Source organism: Streptomyces pseudoechinosporeus (assembly GCF_054783935.1).
Map to the genome: position 1 here is coordinate 14,720 of NZ_BAAGPS010000091.1, position 15,615 is coordinate 30,334.

A 15,615-nucleotide genomic window follows, 5' to 3' on the forward strand; every position below is an offset into this window, starting at 1 on the left:
GCTGTCGGTCCGGACGCAGGATCGTGCCCTCTCCATGGTCCTCCTCCGGACCGTGATCGGGAATCCGGCATACGGCTCTGACTGTCATCGCGGATCGCGATAACCTGAGGACGTGTACGACCCTTCACACCTGCGTACGTTCCTGGCCGTGGCCCAGACGCTGAGCTTCACACAGGCCGCCCGGCGTCTCGGTCTGCGTCAGTCGACGGTCAGCCAGCATGTGCGCCGGCTGGAGAGCACGGCGGGGCGGCAGCTGTTCTCGCGGGACACCCACTCCGTGGAGCTGACGGAGGACGGCGAGGCCATGCTCGGCTTCGCGCGCCGCATCCTGGAGGCGCACGAGCAGGCGGCGGCGTTCTTCACGGGGACACGGCTGCGCGGCCGGCTGCGCTTCGGCGCCTCCGAGGACTTCGTACTGACCCGCCTCCCGGAGATCCTGGAGGGCTTCCGGCACGACCACCCCGAGGTCGACCTGGAGCTGACGGTCGAGCTCTCAGGCACATTGCACGAGCAACTATCCGACGGAAAACTCGACTTGGTCCTGGCCAAACGCCGCCCCGAGGATCCCCACGGCGAACTCGTCTGGCACGACCGCCTGGTCTGGATCGGCGCGGAACGCCTCCGGCTGGATGCCGCGAGTCCGGTGCCGCTGATCGTCTATCCCCCGCCGGGCATCACCCGCGCCCTGGCCCTGGAGGCCCTGGAACGCGAGGGCCGCCCCTGGCGCATAGCCTGCACCAGCGGTAGCCTGAGCGGCCTGATCGCAGCAGCTCGAGCAGGCCTGGGCGTCATGGCCCACTCCCAGGGCCTGATCCCCCCGGGCCTGGTCCGGGTCCCACCCCGAGCAGCCCTCCCCGAACTGGGCAAGGTCGACTTCGTCCTAACCCACGCGACCCGCCACACCCCAGCACAGGGCTCAGCAAATGCCCTGGCGAACCGAATCCTGCAAGGCGGAGTGAGCCTGCACACCGGCCGCTGAAGCGGGCGTTCGGCCACTATGCGGGGGGAGCCTCTATCAGCGGACGCGCGGGGAAGCGCCCCTGAAAGGGGCGCGGGGAACTGCGCGACCAGCCACAGACAACCCGCAGGGAACCCACCCCCCAAGGGGCACCCACCCCACCGCACACCTTCCGGAGGAGATTCCGTGGAGATTGCTAGCCGGAAACCTACGCACCCGTAAGAATTGTGTCCCGACCGATCCCATTGAAGCCGCAAATAAGCTCGTGACCAGCACATATAACACAGCGAACTGACAAGCCACCGCCCCTCCCGCGGCAGCGCAACGTGGGGTAGCTTTCACGGCGCTGTGCGGAGCGCCACAAGGAGCGGGGATTGCGCGAGTTCACCAACCCTCCGTTGGCGTCGGCGCCGCCGGTGGGCGGCCTGGCCGATGCCGTCTACGACCATGCCCGGGAGGACCCGCTCTACGTCGCGCTCGGCCGCAAGGACGAGCACGGCCAGTGGCGCGATGTGACGTCCGCGGAGTTCCGCGACGAAGTGCTGGCTCTCGCCAAGGGATTGCTTGCCCAAGGCATCCGGTTCGGCGACCGGGTCGCGATCATGTCCCGTACGCGCTACGAGTGGACCCTCTTCGACTACGCCCTGTGGTCCATCGGCGCCCAGGTCGTGCCGATCTACCCCACGAGCTCGGCCGAGCAGGTCTTCTGGACGCTGCACGACTCGCAGGTGTCGGCCGCGATGGTGGAGCACGAGGACCACGCGATGACGATGGCCACGGTCATCGACCGGCTGCCGATGCTGCGCCGGCTCTGGCAGCTGGACGTGGGCGCGGTGCAGGAGCTGTACGAGGCGGGTGCGCACCTCGACGACGAGGTGGTGCACCGGCACCGGCGCGCGGTCACGCCCGAGTCGATCGCGACGATCATCTACACCTCAGGAACCACCGGCCGCCCCAAGGGCTGTGTCATCACGCACGGCAACTTCATGTTCGAGGCGGACACGGCCATCGAGCGCTGGGAGCCGCTGTTCCACTCGAAGAAGGGCGACGAGGCGGCCACCCTTCTGTTCCTGCCGCTGGCGCATGTCTTCGGGCGGATGGTGCAGGTCGCCGCCATCCGCGGCCGGGTCAAGTTCGGCCACCAGCCCCAGCTCAGCGCGGCAGCCCTGCTGCCCGATCTGGCAGCCTTCCAGCCGACGTTCTTCCTCGCGGTGCCGTACATCTTCGAGAAGGTCTTCAACGCGGCCCGCAGGAAGGCCGAGCGGGAGGGCAAGGCAGGCCCGTTCGAGAAGGCCGTCGAGGTCGCCGTACGGTACGCGGACGCCGTGGAGGCGAAGGCCTGGGGCATCGGGCCCGGTCCCTCGGCGGCCCTGCGCGTGCAGCACCAGCTCTTCGACAAGCTCGTCTACTCCAAGATCCGCGAGGCGATGGGCGGCCGGATGAAGCACGCCATGTCCGGCGGTTCGGCGATGGACCGGCGGCTCGGGCTGTTCTTCGCGGGCGCGGGCGTCCAGATCTACGAGGGGTACGGCCTCACCGAGACCACCGCCGCGGCGACCGCCAACCCGCCCGAGCGCACCCGGTACGGCACCGTGGGGCAGCCGTTCCCCGGCACCACCGTGCACATCGCGGACGACGGCGAGATCTGGCTGCGCGGTCCCAACGTCTTCCAGGGCTACCTCAACGACCCCAAGTCCACTGACGCGGCCCTGCACGACGGCTGGCTGGCCACCGGTGACCTGGGCTCGCTCGACGAGGACGGCTACCTCACCATCACCGGGCGCAAGAAGGAGATCCTGGTGACGTCCGGCGGCAAGAGCGTCTCGCCCGCGCAGCTGGAGGAGCGGGTGCGGGACCATCCGCTGGTCGCGCAGTGCATCCTCGTCGGCAATGACCGGCCGTACATCGCGGCGCTCGTCACGCTGGACGGGGAGGCCGTCGAGCACTGGCTCCAGATGCGCGGCAAGCCGAAGCTGACCCCGGCCGAGCTGGTGCGCGACCCGGACCTGGAGACCGAGGTACGCCGGGCGGTGGTCGCCGCGAACACGCTGGTGTCGCAGGCCGAGTCGATCCGTACGTTCCGGATACTGGCTCACCAATTCACCGAGGAGCACGGGCTGTTGACGCCGTCGCTGAAACTGAAGCGGAAGGCGATCGAGAAGGCGTACGCGTCGGAGGTCGAGGCGCTGTACCGGGCGTAGCGCTCCGCGGGAGCCGCCGGGGGCCTGCGAGTTCGCGTTACACCAGTTGGTAGCCCCGCAGGTTCGTCAGCAGGAGATGGCAGTCCTGGAGGGAGCCGGAAGTGTCGCCCAGGGAGCGGTAGATGCCCCACTTGGGGCGTACGCGGTCGGCGAGGAAGGTGTCGACGCCCGTTCTCGACTTGTCAATGACCGTCGTGGAGCCGTTCTTGAGGATCCAGCGGACCGAGCCAGCCGAGCCGTTGCCGACCTTGATCTGGAAGTCGACGTCGATCCACTTGTTGTGCAGCGGCTCCAAGTCGGTGCGGCCGACGAGGATGTCGTCGCTGAAGAGCTTCAGTTCGATGGTCTGCACGCCGTTCACCCGGCGCAGCGACTGCACGACGATCGGCGAGCTACCGGCGCCGGGCTGCTTCATCTGCATGATGTGCGTGAAGGTGGTGGTCGCCTTGAGTGAGCTCGGAATGTACATCGAGTACGTGAGCCGCCAGGTCTGCCCCTCAGTCCACCTGAGGTAGTTGTTGCCGCTGCCGTTGCGCAAGCCGGTGACCTCATGGCGCTGGCGGTCGGTCGAGGTGTCCCGGTCGACGGTGTGCATGTTGAAGCGCCAGTTGTTGCCGGTGGCGTAAATGTGCGGGGAGGCGGCGGGGTGCGAGTCGGCGCGGTCGTCCTCCAGGGTCTCGAAGGCGCCGAGCCCGTCGTCGCTCGCCGACGGGGACCACTTCAGCTGCCAGGAGGCAGCGGCGTTCGTGCCGGTGGCGTGCGCGCCGGTGGCCGGCAGACCGATGGCGGCCGCGCCGCCGAGCGCCGCCCCGAGCAGGTTTCTTCGTGTGGTGCTCACTGGTCTCTCACCTCGTCCTCGATGGGGGTCATATACGTGCACCAAGTTCAGTAACCTGGGACAGAGTTGCGTCATGACAGGCCACGGTCAATGGTCTGTACCGATAGGATCGAAGGGACGATCGACATCTGGCCAATCCCCGATTCCGTCGGCGATGACGGCGCAGGAATGAATGACGGCCTGTGATCGTTGACGATGGGATTACCAACGACGACTGAAGGATCGAGAGCTCGTGAGCAAGGTCCCCCCGATCATCCTGAACAACGGCGTCGAGATGCCGCAGCTGGGTTTCGGTGTCTGGCAGATCCCGGACGCCGAGGCGGAGCAGGCGGTCACCACCGCTCTGGAGGCCGGGTACCGCAGCGTCGACACCGCCGCCATCTACGGCAACGAAGAGGGCACGGGCAAGGCTCTGGGCGCCTCCGGCATCGCCCGCGAGGACCTCTTCGTCACCACCAAGCTCTGGAACGGCGACCAGGGTTACGACTCGACGCTGCGTGCCTTCGACACCTCCCTGGCCAAGCTCGGCCTCGACTACGTGGATCTGTATCTGATCCACTGGCCGATGCCGGCGAGGGACAGGTACGTGGACACGTACAAGGCGTTCGAGAAGCTGCTGGCCGACGGTCGCGTCAAGTCGATCGGCGTCTCCAACTTCTTCCCGGAGCACCTGGACCGGCTGATCGAGGCGACGTCCGTCATCCCGGCCGTCAACCAGATCGAGCTGCACCCGCACTTGCAGCAGCTCGCCGCGCGTGAGTACCACGCGGAGCAGGGCATCGCCACCGAGGCCTGGTCACCGCTCGGCCAGGGCAAGGGCCTTCTCGAGGTCCCGGCGATCGTGGCCATCGCCCAGAAGCACGGCCGTACGCCCGCGCAGATCGTCCTGCGCTGGCACATCCAGCTCGGCAACGTGGTGATCCCCAAGTCCGTGACCCCGTCCCGGATCAAGGAGAACATCGAGGTCTTCGACTTCTCCCTCGACACCGAGGACATCGCCGCGATCAGCGCCCTCAACGAGGACCGCCGCATCGGCCCGGACCCGGCAACCCTCAACTGACCGCACATCCCTGGCCCATTGGAAGCCGCCGCCCGATGCCGCACTTGGGCGGCGGCTTCCGGCTGAGTCGGACCGTACGCCACATACTCGACAAGTAACGCTCCGCCGTGCGGCGTAAGACCGGGCGCGGCTTCCTCGCCACCTGGATCAGGGTCGGTCAGGGTCGTCCGAAAGCGACTTCCCGGACAGAAGGGCCCCACAGTGCGTATGCGAACGCAGACCCTCGCCGTTGCCGCCGGAGCCGCGCTACTCGCCGCCGGGACGCTCTCTGTCGGCGCGACCGGCAGCTCCACCAAGGCGCGGGAGGGCACGGTCGGTGCGGCCGACCTGCTGGCCGAGGTGGCGTCCTGCTCGCGGATCTCGGACGGCCTGTACCGCACCGACGAGGGGGCGCCGCCCTCCGTCCCCGTCTGCGGCAAGGAGGGCGCGGTGTTCTGGAAGGCCGACATGGACATCACCTGCGACGGTCAGGCCACCGCCCGCTGCAACGGTGACACCGACCCGTGGTTCCACCCCGCCACGGCCTTCCCCCAGTCCGACGGCAGACCACTCAACTCCCAGACGCTGCCCTACGTCGTCGTGCCCGGCCCCAGCGACATCTGGAACTACGCGAACGCCGGTATCAAGGGCGGCAGCGTGGCCGCCGTCATCCACGACGACCAGGTCCAGTACGCCGTCGTCGGCGACACCGGTCCCAGGAACATCATCGGCGAGGCCTCGTACGCCACTGCCGAGGCCCTCGGCATCGACCCGGAGCCGTCAACCGGCGGCACCGCCTCGGACGTGACCTACATCCTGTTCACGCACTCACGCGTCTCCCCCATCGAGAGCCACAGCGCGGCGGTGTCCCTCGGCGAGTCGCTGGCAAAGCGGTTCCTCCAGAACAACTGAACCTCCGGATCACGGTGTACGCGCGCCCGGGCGCCTGCTGACCCGTCACTGGTTACACCGCCTTCATCCCGACGTACACCGTCTGCGCCGCCAGTACGAACACGTCCGGGCGATGGTGGACGCTCGCCTTGTCGTCCGGGTCGAGGAGGCGGTCGAGGGTGGCCAGGTCGTCGGCGTCGAGACCGTCGGCCAGGCCCTCGCGGCGGTGGGCGATAGTGGTGGCCACGAAGGTTCGGGCCTCGTCCGGGGCGGGGGCGGGGATGTCGAGGAGGAAGGTACGGGTCGCGGTGTGGCGGAGCCCGGCGGCGGTCAGCAGGGCGGGCCAGTCCTCGGTCTCCTCCACCGCACCGGGCAGCTCGGCCCGCATCTTGGCGAACCACTCCTCCTGCACCGCGTCCATGCGTGACTGCAGGCCGGGGCGGCCGATGCCGATGTCGCGCGGGAGGTAGCGCGAGGGAAGGCCGCCTTCGAGGAGGGCTAGAACGCCGCCGGGCGCAAGGCGACGGGCGAAGTCGGTGAGGGCGGCGCGCTGGTCGCCGACGTGGTGCAGAGACCTGCTGGCCCAGATCAGGTCGGCCGGGTACTCCAAGTCCCCCAGTCCATCGGCCAGTTCGGCCTCCAGGGTGCTGAACCGGTCGGCGATCCCGTGCTCGGCGGCACGGGACCGGGCGGCTTCCAGGAGGGGCGCGGCCCCGTCCACGGCGACGACCCGCGCCTGCGGAAACGCGTCGGCGAGAAGGCAGGAGATGACACCGGGCCCACTGCCCACGTCCGCAATCAGCTCCGGCTCCGGCTTCCACTCCCGCAACCAGTCCGCCGCCTGCCGGTACACCGGAGCGAACAGCTCGGCCTCCTGCTCCAGCATGGGCAGCCACTCGGCGAAGTCGATCTGTGTGTGATCGTGCTGATGCGCCATGATTCATGACCTCTCATTCGACTTGCGTCCAGAGTGCGACGCGAATCCCCGAAACGGCCATTCGCATTGCCGAAACAGCAAGCCGAACTTGTACATGAACTGGCCCCGGGGGCTGCGCCCCGGACCCCCGCGAGGGGGTGGGGGGTGACACGTCGTGTCGCGGCTGCGGGTGCGTTGTGGCTGGTCGCGCAGTTCCCCGCGCCCCTAAAAAGCCTGCGACTGCCCGCGCCCCGAAGACCCCGCGTCCCGAACAAGCCCGGGCCCCGAACAACCCCGCGCTCCCAAAAGTCCGAGCCCCGGAAAGCCCGCACCCCCAACCACCCGCACTTGCCCGCCGGCGGGAGGGGTCGTGGGCCGGTGCGTCGTATGCCCGTCGCGTAGGTTCTGTCTCAGGAAACCAGGACCGTGTACCAGGCCAGGGTCGTATGCCCGGCCTGCGACGGGCTGACGCACCGGCCCGCGGCCCCGCACCCCCACGAACCCAGGGGCGCGGGGAACGGCGCGAGCAACCACAACGCACCCGCAGCGTCGAACTGCTCAACCAGCGGAGCTACAACGCCGGGTACGCGTTCTTCATCAGCTCCTGGAACTGCGCCGAGAACCAGTGCCCCGACAGCGGAGCATCCGGCAACGCACCCGACATGTTGAAGTTGTTACGAGGATTGCCCTCGTACGTCGGGTCGCACATCCGGTCAAACCCCTTGCCCTCGTCGTTCGGGATCTCCTTGCTGGCCCCGTCGGACTCACCCGGCGGCTTCATCCACACGTACGCGTCGATGCCGGAGGCCGGCGCGGCCTGCGGGCGCTCGCCAAGGCCGGCGCCGGACTGGTTGCACCAGTTGCCGGCGTTGAGGCGGCGGTCGTAACGGCCGCCGTCGACGTACGTGTCCACGCTGGTCGTCGCGCCAGGGCCGGTGGGCCGGGCCGTGCCGCCCCAGCCGTTGCGGGAGGTATCGATCAGCATGCCGATGTCCGAGTTGAAGCCGACCGTGACGAGCTGGTTGCGGAAGGCCTGGGCGAAGGACAGCTCGTCGACGTAGCGGTTCCAGTCGATCCACTTCGACTCACGGACCGACTTGCCGGCCACGTTGTCGTTGATCGTGAAGTGGTCCTCCTTCAGCGCGCTGTAGTTGGCGGTGTTGGTGATGAAGCCGTGGACGTCGTTCACCGTGGCGCCCTCGGCGGTCGCCGCCTGCTTGAACACGTCCGCCGACGGGCCGAAGTTGTCGTCCCAGCCGATCCAGCCGTGGTGCCCGGCGTCCACGTAGTTGTAGACGTTCTCCGTGTCGCCGAGCTTGTTCAGCGCGTAGCCGACGCCCTTGACGTAGTTGCCGTTGGCCTTCATCACGTCGCACTCGGGTGTGGCCGTGGGACGGCTGCCGGTGTTGGTGACGAGGTTGGGCAGCGAGTCGATCTCGACCGTGGTGACGATGCGCAGGTCCGCGTACTTCGGGTCGGCGAGGATCGCCGCGATCGGGTCGATGTACTCGGTCTTGTACTTGTCGATCTCCGTCGGGCCGAGCTCGCCGTTGGAGGCGAGGGCGGCGCAGTCACGGCCCGGCAGGTTGTAGATGACGAGCTGGACGACCAGTTCGTCCGAGCCCTTCTGCTCCAGCGCCTCATCGAGGTGGTCGCTCAGACCCATGCCGCCGTTCACGCCGTTGATGGCGGCGATCCGGTCCAGCCACACACCGGTGGGCTGGTTGGCGATGCGGCTGCCGCCTGGTTCGGCGGCGGCCTTCGCGGACCACTCCGGGTTCACGTACACCTTGGCGCCCGAGTACGGGTTGTCGACCTTGGGTGCCGCCGCTTCGCGGACGGCGGCCGTGCCGGCGTCCGGGGGTATCGCCGCGACAGCGGTGCCCGTTCCTCCGACGAGCAGCGCTAACGCTGCCAGCAGTGCTGTTCTGGTACGGCTCATGATGTGCGGGTTCCTATCCGTCGAGGGAGCGCAGGTGATCGCGCAGCCCGATGCCGAACGACGTGGGGGTACCGTCGTAGTTGGAGATGAGGGCCGGACCCGAGTTGCAGTTCCAGGTGTTCCAGGTCCAGCCGAGGTAGGACTGCTCGCGCTCGTCGAACCACGCCATGACGCGGTCGATGAAGGAGTGCGCGCAGGTGTTCTCGCCGATCTCGCCCGCCACGAGCGGCACTTGGGCGGCGACCGGGCCGAGCGTGGAGTCCCAGCAGCTCTCGTTGGAGCAGGTGTTGAAGTTGTAGACGTGCCAGGCCGCGGCGAGATTGCCCGCCGGATCAGTCGGCTTGTACGTCAGCCACTGGCTCAGATCGTTCGAGTACGCGAGCCCGCCCGCCAGGATCACGTTGGTGGCACCGGTCTCGCGGATCGTGTCGATCAGGTCCTGCATCCCGGCGACCTCGTAGCCGATGCCGGGGCAGGTGCCGCCGTCCCGCCAACAGGTCCATGCCTGTTCGGCGGTGGACGTCGCGCGGTCCGGGTAGGGCTCGTTGAACAGGTCGAAGACGACGGTCGGGTCGTCCTTGAAGGTGCTCGCTACCGAGGCCCAGAACGACGGCGTGTACTGCGCGTTGGGCATCGGCTTCTGGCAGGTAGCGTGCACATCGGCGCAGCCCGCCGAGTTGCCCGTGTACTGGCCGTGGGACCAGTGCAGTTCGAGCATGGGCGTCATGCCGTGCGCCTCGACCTTCGCCACCAGGTCCTTGACGGCGTTGATGTAGTTGGCGCCGGCGTACTCGGGCTTGATGTTGGACAGCCCGAGCCAGCACTCCTCGTTGAGCGGAATGCGGACCGTGTTGGCGTTCCAGTCGGCGATCGCCTTGACCGAGGCGTCGTCCACCGGTCCGTCCCAGATGCCGTAGCCCTGCACGCACGCGAACTCGCCGCCTGAGCGGTTGACGCCAAGCAGTCGCCGGGTGGCGCCGGTCTCGTCGACGAGCTTGTTGCCGGAGACCTTCAGCACGGGCGGATCGGCCGCCCGCGCCGACGGATCCGTCGGTGCGGGCGAGGGCTCGGCGTCCACGTACGCGGGCGCCGCTGCGGAAGCCGTGCCGACCGGCGCGATGGTGCTCGCCACGAGGGCGACCGCCGCACCGGCCACTAAAAGACATAAACGCGGGGGGTGTCGCATGAGCGACTCCTTGCAGCTTGTCGCGTCGTGACCGACGCGTCGACTGATGGAATCGCTCCCACTGGTGCGGATGAAGGTAGCGCCAAGTGATGGTAAAGAACAGAGGAGTAACAAAGGAGTTGACATGTTTCCTACAGATGTCCGCATCGAATCTTTTCGACTCTTCAAGCACCTTGACCCTTGACACCCCCCTCCCCAAGCTGGGAGCGCTCCCACTGGTTCAAGGCTTGTTGCTCCTCCCCCCACATCTCCGAGCCGCAAGGAGAGGAACCAGAACATGGCACGCACAAAGAGACGCCGTGCCCGGCGGTTGTGGACCGCTGTCGTGGCGGCCCTCGCGCTCCCCCTCACCACGCTGGCGACGGGCTCAACTCCCGTACAAGCGGCGGCAGTTCAGTGCAGCGTCGACTACAAGACCAACGACTGGGGTTCCGGTTTCACCGCGGAACTGACCCTCACCAACCGCGGCTCCGAGACCGTCGACGACTGGACGCTGACGTACGACCACGCGGGCAACCAGAAGCTCAGCAACGGGTGGAGCGGCAGCTGGTCCCAGTCCGGCAAGACCGTCACGGTGAAGAGCGCCTCCGTCAACGGGAGGATCGCCGCCGGAGCCGCCGTCAGCACCGGCGCGCAGTTCACGTACAGCGGGACCAACGCGGCACCGACCGACTTCGCCGTGAACGGCACCCCTTGCGCCGGCGCGCACCAACCGCCGATCACCGTGTCGACCAGCCCCGCCGCGGGCGCCGTCTACACGCAGGGCGACGAGGTTCCGCTGGCCGCCACCGCCGCTGCCGCCGACGAAGCGACGATCAGCAAGGTCGAGTTCTACGACGACACGAAGCTGCTCGGTACGGACACCACGTCGCCGTTCACGCTCTCGGCCAACAGCTTGACCGTGGGCAGTCATTCCCTGGTGGCCAAGGCGTACGACAGCCTGGGCGCCTCGGCGGATTCCACCCCGGTCGGCATCACGGTCGCCTCGGGTCCCGCCGTGGTGGCCTCGTCGGCCCAACTCGGCGTCCAGCAGGGCAGGACGAGCACCTTCGACGTGAAGCTGTCGACGCGGCCGAGCGCGAACGTGACGGTCTCCACCGCCCGCACGGACGGCAACAAGGGCCTGACCGCCACCGGCGGATCGTCGCTCACCTTCACACCGTCGAACTGGAGCACGGCCCAGAAGGTGACCGTCACCGCCGACACCTCCGGCACCGGTTCCGCGACCTTCGAGGTGGCGGCCACCGGGCACGCCAAGGCCACGGTCACGGCCACCCAGCTCGCCGCGTCGAAGGCGTACGACGACCGCTTCCTGGAGCTCTACGGCAAGATCACCGATCCGGCGAACGGCTACTTCTCCCCCGAGGGCATCCCGTACCACTCGGTCGAGACGCTGATCGTCGAGGCGCCGGACCACGGCCATGAGACGACGTCGGAGGCGTACAGCTATCTGATCTGGCTGCAGGCGATGTACGGCAAGGTCACCGGCGACTGGACCAGGTTCAACGCCGCGTGGGAGACCATGGAGAAGTTCATGATCCCCACGCACGCCGACCAGCCGACGAACTCCTTCTACAACGCCTCCAAGCCCGCCACGTACGCGCCCGAGCTGGACACCCCGAACGAGTACCCGGCGAAGCTCGACCCCGGCGTCTCGGTCGGCCCGGACCCGATCGCCTCGGAGCTGAAGAGCGCGTACGGCACGGACGACATCTACGGCATGCACTGGCTCCAGGACGTCGACAACGTCTACGGCTACGGCAACTCGCCGGGCCAGTGCGAGGCGGGCCCGAGCGACACCGGCCCCTCGTACATCAACACCTTCCAACGCGGCTCGCAGGAATCGGTGTGGGAGACGGTGCCGCAGCCGACCTGCGACGCCTTCAAGTACGGCGGCCCGAACGGGTACTTGGACCTGTTCACCGGTGACGCCTCCTACGCGAAGCAGTGGAAGTTCACCAACGCGCCGGACGCCGACGCGCGTGCCGTGCAGGCCGCGTACTGGGCCGATGTCTGGGCCGAGGAGCAGGGCAAGGGCTCCGAGGTCTCGGCGACGCTCGGCAAGGCCGCGAAGATGGGCGACTATCTGCGCTACGCCATGTACGACAAGTACTTCAAGAAAATCGGCAACTGCCAGGGCCCGTCGACGTGTGCACCCGGGACCGGCAAGGACGCCTCGCACTACCTGCTGAACTGGTACTACGCCTGGGGCGGCGCCACCGACACCGCGGCGGGCTGGGCCTGGCGCATCGGCTCCAGCCACACCCACGGCGGCTACCAGAACCCCCTGGCCGCGTACGCGCTCAGCTCGTACGCCGACCTGAAGCCCAAGTCGGCCACGGGGCAGGCGGATTGGGCCAAGTCGCTCGACCGGCAGCTGGAGTTCTACCGCTGGCTCCAGTCGGACGAGGGCGCCATCGCGGGCGGTGCCACCAACAGCTGGAAGGGCCACTACGCGACCCCGCCGGCCGGCACGCCGACCTTCTACGGCATGTACTACGACGAGAAGCCGGTGTACCACGACCCGCCGTCCAACCAGTGGTTCGGCTTCCAGGCGTGGTCCATGGAGCGGGTCGCCGAGTACTACCAGCAGACGGGTGACGCGGACGCCAAGGTCGTGCTCGACAAGTGGGTCGACTGGGCGCTGGCCAACACCACGGTCAACCCGGACGGCAGCTTCCGCATCCCGAACACGCTCCAGTGGTCGGGTGCGCCCGACACCTGGAACGCGTCAAGTCCCGGCTCCAACAGCGGACTTCATGTCACCGTCGCCGACTACACGAACGATGTCGGTGTGGCGGCCGCGTACGCCAAGACCCTGACGTACTACGCCGACAAGTCCGGGGACACCGAGGCCGCGTCGACCGCCAAGGCGCTGCTCGACGGTATGTGGGCGAACAACCAGGACGCGCTGGGCATCGCGGTCCCGGAGACCCGCGCCGACTACAACCGCTTCGACGACGGCGTCTACATCCCCAGCGGCTGGACCGGCACGATGCCGAACGGTGACGCGATCAACTCCTCGTCCACCTTCGACTCGATCCGCTCCTTCTACCAGGACGACCCGGCGTGGTCGAAGATCGAGAGCTATCTCGCGGGCGGCGCCGCGCCCACGTTCACGTATCACCGGTTCTGGGCCCAGGCGGACATAGCGCTTGCCATGGGCTCGTACGCGGAGCTCCTCGAATAGCCCCCGTCGCTCCGTGTACAGGGCCCTGACCGACCAGGGCCCACGGGCCGGGCGGGCCCCCCTCCTCCTGGGGGTCCGCCCGGCTCCGCCGCGCCTTTCCTCCATCCCCCGCTCCAGGAGAGGACCCCCACCGTGCGAAGAACCGTCAGAAGGGGCCGCGTTCTCACGGCCGTACTCGCGCTCGCGGCCGGTCTCCTCGCGGGCAGTCCGTCCGCGATGGCGGCCGAGCCGGCCGAGAGGCCGGTGAGCGTCGCCGCCGACCCGTACACCTGGAAGAACGCCCGGATCGACGGCGGTGGCTTCGTGCCCGGCATCGTCTTCAACCGGAGTGAGAAGAACCTCGCGTACGCCCGCACCGACATCGGCGGCGCCTACCGCTGGCAGGAGTCCTCGAAGACCTGGACCCCGCTGCTCGACTCCATCGGCTGGGACGACTGGGGCCACACCGGCGTCGTCAGCCTCGCCTCGGACTCGGTCGACCCTGACCGGGTGTACGCGGCCGTCGGCACGTACACGAACAGCTGGGACCCGGGGAACGGTGCCGTGCTCAGGTCCGCCGACCGGGGCGCAAGCTGGCAGAAGGCCGACCTGCCGTTCAAGCTGGGCGGCAACATGCCCGGGCGCGGCATGGGCGAGCGGCTCGCCGTGGACCCGCACAGGAACAGCGTGCTGTATCTGGGCGCCCCGAGCGGCAAGGGCCTGTGGCGGTCCACGGACTCGGGCGCCTCCTGGTCGCAGGTGACGAACTTCCCCAACGTCGGCAACTACGTGCAGGACCCGAGCGACACCAGCGGCTACGCCTCCGACAACCAGGGCATCGCCTGGGTCACCTTCGACGAGTCGACGGGCAGCGGTACCAACGCCACGCAGACGATCTATGTCGGGGTCGCCGACAAGGAGAACTCCGTCTACCGTTCGACCGACGCGGGCGCCACCTGGTCCCGGCTGCCCGGCCAGCCCACCGGCTACCTCGCCCACAAGGGCGTCCTTGACGCCGAGAACGGCCACCTCTATCTCGCGTACAGCGACAAGGGCGGCCCGTACGACGGCGGCAAGGGACAGCTGTGGCGGTACGCGACCGGGTCCGGGACCTGGACAAACATCAGCCCGGTGGCCGAGGCCGACACGTACTACGGCTTCAGCGGGCTGACCGTGGACCGGCAGAACCCGGGCACGGTGATGGCGACCGCGTACAGCTCCTGGTGGCCCGACACCCAGATCTTCCGCTCCACCGACAGCGGCGGCACCTGGACCAAGGCCTGGGACTACAGCCCGTATCCCACCCGCTCGAACCGCTACACGATGGACGTCACCTCCTCGCCCTGGCTGACCTGGGGCGCGAATCCCTCACCGCCCGAACAGAGCCCCAAACTCGGCTGGATGACCGAGGCGTTGGAGATCGACCCGTTCAACCCGGACCGGATGATGTACGGGACGGGCGCCACGATCTACGGCACCGAGGATCTGTCGAAGTGGGACAGCGGAGGCCAGTTCACCATCAAGCCGATGGTGCAGGGCCTGGAGGAGACGGCCGTCAACGACCTCGCCGCTCCCCCGTCCGGCGGGGCCCAGCTCTTCAGCGCGCTCGGTGACATCGGCGGCTTCCGGCACACGGACCTCACCAAAGTGCCCTCGGTGATGTTCACTTCGCCGAACTTCACCACGACCACGAGCCTCGACTTCGCCGAGACGAACCCCGGGACCGTGGTGCGGGCCGGGAATCTCGACTCGGGTCCGCATATCGCCTTCTCCACCGACAACGGCGCCAACTGGTTCGCGGGGACGGACCCTTCGGGCGTCTCGGGCGGCGGAACCGTCGCCGCGGCCTCCGACGGCAGCCGCTTCGTGTGGAGCCCGGAGGGTGCGGGCGTGCACTACGCGACCGGGTTCGGCTCGTCGTGGTCCGCGTCGAGCGGGATTCCGGCGGGCGCGATCGTGGAGTCCGACCGGGTTGATCCGATGACCTTCTACGGCTTCAAGTCCGGGAATTTCTACGTCAGTTCGGACGGCGGGGCGACCTTCACGGCGTCGGCCGCGACCGGTCTGCCGAGCGGCGACAGCGTGCGCTTCAAGGCGCTTCCCGGTACGAAGGGCGACATCTGGCTGGCGGGCGGTGCGAGCGACGGCGCGTACGGGCTGTGGCACTCGACGGACGGCGGCGCGAGCTTCACCAAGCTGTCAGGGGTCGAGCAGGCCGACACCATCGGCTTCGGCAAGGCCGCAACCGGCGCCTCGTACCAGACGCTCTACACCAGCGCCAAGATCGACGGCGTACGCGGTATCTTCCGCTCCACGGACCAGGGTTCGACCTGGACGCGTATCAACGACGATGCGCATCAGTGGGGTTGGACGGGTGCGGCCATCACCGGGGATCCGCGGGTGTACGGGCGGGTGTACGTGTCGACGAACGGGCGCGGGGTCATCTACGGGGACACGGCGGGATAGTGGCCGCGT

The 15,615-nt window shown here is 68.3% G+C and carries 10 protein-coding genes; 6 read left to right on the forward strand and 4 right to left on the reverse strand.

Features of this window, described 5'->3' with window-relative positions:
• Positions 1–112: 112 nt before the first annotated feature.
• The gene (locus ACYVO6_RS46930; RefSeq protein WP_461072725.1) at positions 113–979 is read left to right on the forward strand and encodes a LysR substrate-binding domain-containing protein; all 867 of its coding nucleotides are present in this window, start codon (positions 113–115) and stop codon (positions 977–979) included.
• A gap of 353 nt (positions 980–1,332) precedes the next feature.
• Complete coding sequence (locus tag ACYVO6_RS46935) at positions 1,333–3,159, forward strand: AMP-dependent synthetase/ligase (protein ID WP_461072727.1); 1,827 nt, start codon at positions 1,333–1,335, stop codon at positions 3,157–3,159.
• A 37-nt stretch (positions 3,160–3,196) separates the two neighbouring features.
• Here ACYVO6_RS46935 and ACYVO6_RS46940 read toward each other — a convergent pair whose 3' ends face one another.
• Positions 3,197–3,997 carry a Tat pathway signal sequence domain protein gene (locus tag ACYVO6_RS46940; RefSeq protein WP_461072729.1) on the reverse strand — a complete coding sequence of 267 codons (801 nt, stop codon included), beginning with the start codon at positions 3,995–3,997 and terminating at the stop codon, positions 3,197–3,199.
• 274 nt (positions 3,998–4,271) lie between these two features.
• Here ACYVO6_RS46940 and ACYVO6_RS46945 point away from each other — a divergent pair, with 274 nt between their 5' ends.
• Positions 4,272–5,057 (forward strand): aldo/keto reductase, encoded by a 786-nt coding sequence (locus ACYVO6_RS46945; RefSeq protein ID WP_461073121.1) that lies wholly within the window; start codon positions 4,272–4,274, stop codon positions 5,055–5,057.
• A gap of 201 nt (positions 5,058–5,258) precedes the next feature.
• Positions 5,259–5,948, forward strand: a complete 690-nt coding sequence (locus tag ACYVO6_RS46950) for a glycoside hydrolase family 75 protein (protein WP_461072731.1) — start codon at positions 5,259–5,261, stop codon at positions 5,946–5,948.
• Between the two features lie 52 nt (positions 5,949–6,000).
• On the opposite strand, the gene ACYVO6_RS46955 is transcribed toward ACYVO6_RS46950, so the two are convergent.
• The 3 genes from ACYVO6_RS46955 to ACYVO6_RS46965 all read right to left on the reverse strand — a co-directional run bounded on the left by ACYVO6_RS46955 (position 6,001) and on the right by ACYVO6_RS46965 (position 9,971).
• Entirely contained in the window at positions 6,001–6,864 is an 864-nt protein-coding gene (locus ACYVO6_RS46955) for a class I SAM-dependent methyltransferase (protein ID WP_461072733.1), read from the reverse strand.
• Between the two features lie 550 nt (positions 6,865–7,414).
• Complete coding sequence (locus ACYVO6_RS46960; RefSeq protein ID WP_461072735.1) at positions 7,415–8,785, reverse strand: glycoside hydrolase family 6 protein; 1,371 nt, start codon at positions 8,783–8,785, stop codon at positions 7,415–7,417.
• A gap of 13 nt (positions 8,786–8,798) precedes the next feature.
• The gene (locus tag ACYVO6_RS46965; protein WP_461072737.1) at positions 8,799–9,971 is read right to left on the reverse strand and encodes a glycoside hydrolase family 5 protein; all 1,173 of its coding nucleotides are present in this window, start codon (positions 9,969–9,971) and stop codon (positions 8,799–8,801) included.
• Between the two features lie 277 nt (positions 9,972–10,248).
• Between ACYVO6_RS46965 and ACYVO6_RS46970 the strand changes: the two genes are divergently transcribed.
• Positions 10,249–13,161 (forward strand): glycoside hydrolase family 48 protein, encoded by a 2,913-nt coding sequence (locus ACYVO6_RS46970; RefSeq protein ID WP_461072739.1) that lies wholly within the window; start codon positions 10,249–10,251, stop codon positions 13,159–13,161.
• 132 nt (positions 13,162–13,293) lie between these two features.
• A complete protein-coding gene (locus ACYVO6_RS46975) occupies positions 13,294–15,606 on the forward strand; it encodes a xyloglucanase (protein WP_461072741.1) in 2,313 nt (770 codons plus the stop codon).
• Positions 15,607–15,615: the final 9 nt, after the last annotated feature.

What these genes read in the sequence shown, in the direction of transcription:
- ACYVO6_RS46970 (WP_461072739.1), top strand. Translation starts at nt 10,249, where the DNA reads ATGGCACGCACAAAGAGACGCCGTGCCCGGCGGTTGTGGACCGCTGTC.
- ACYVO6_RS46945 (WP_461073121.1), top strand. Translation starts at nt 4,272, where the DNA reads ATGCCGCAGCTGGGTTTCGGTGTCTGGCAGATCCCGGACGCCGAGGCG.
- ACYVO6_RS46960 (WP_461072735.1), bottom strand. Translation starts at nt 8,785, where the DNA reads ATGAGCCGTACCAGAACAGCACTGCTGGCAGCGTTAGCGCTGCTCGTC.
- ACYVO6_RS46965 (WP_461072737.1), bottom strand. Translation starts at nt 9,971, where the DNA reads ATGCGACACCCCCCGCGTTTATGTCTTTTAGTGGCCGGTGCGGCGGTC.
- ACYVO6_RS46955 (WP_461072733.1), bottom strand. Translation starts at nt 6,864, where the DNA reads ATGGCGCATCAGCACGATCACACACAGATCGACTTCGCCGAGTGGCTG.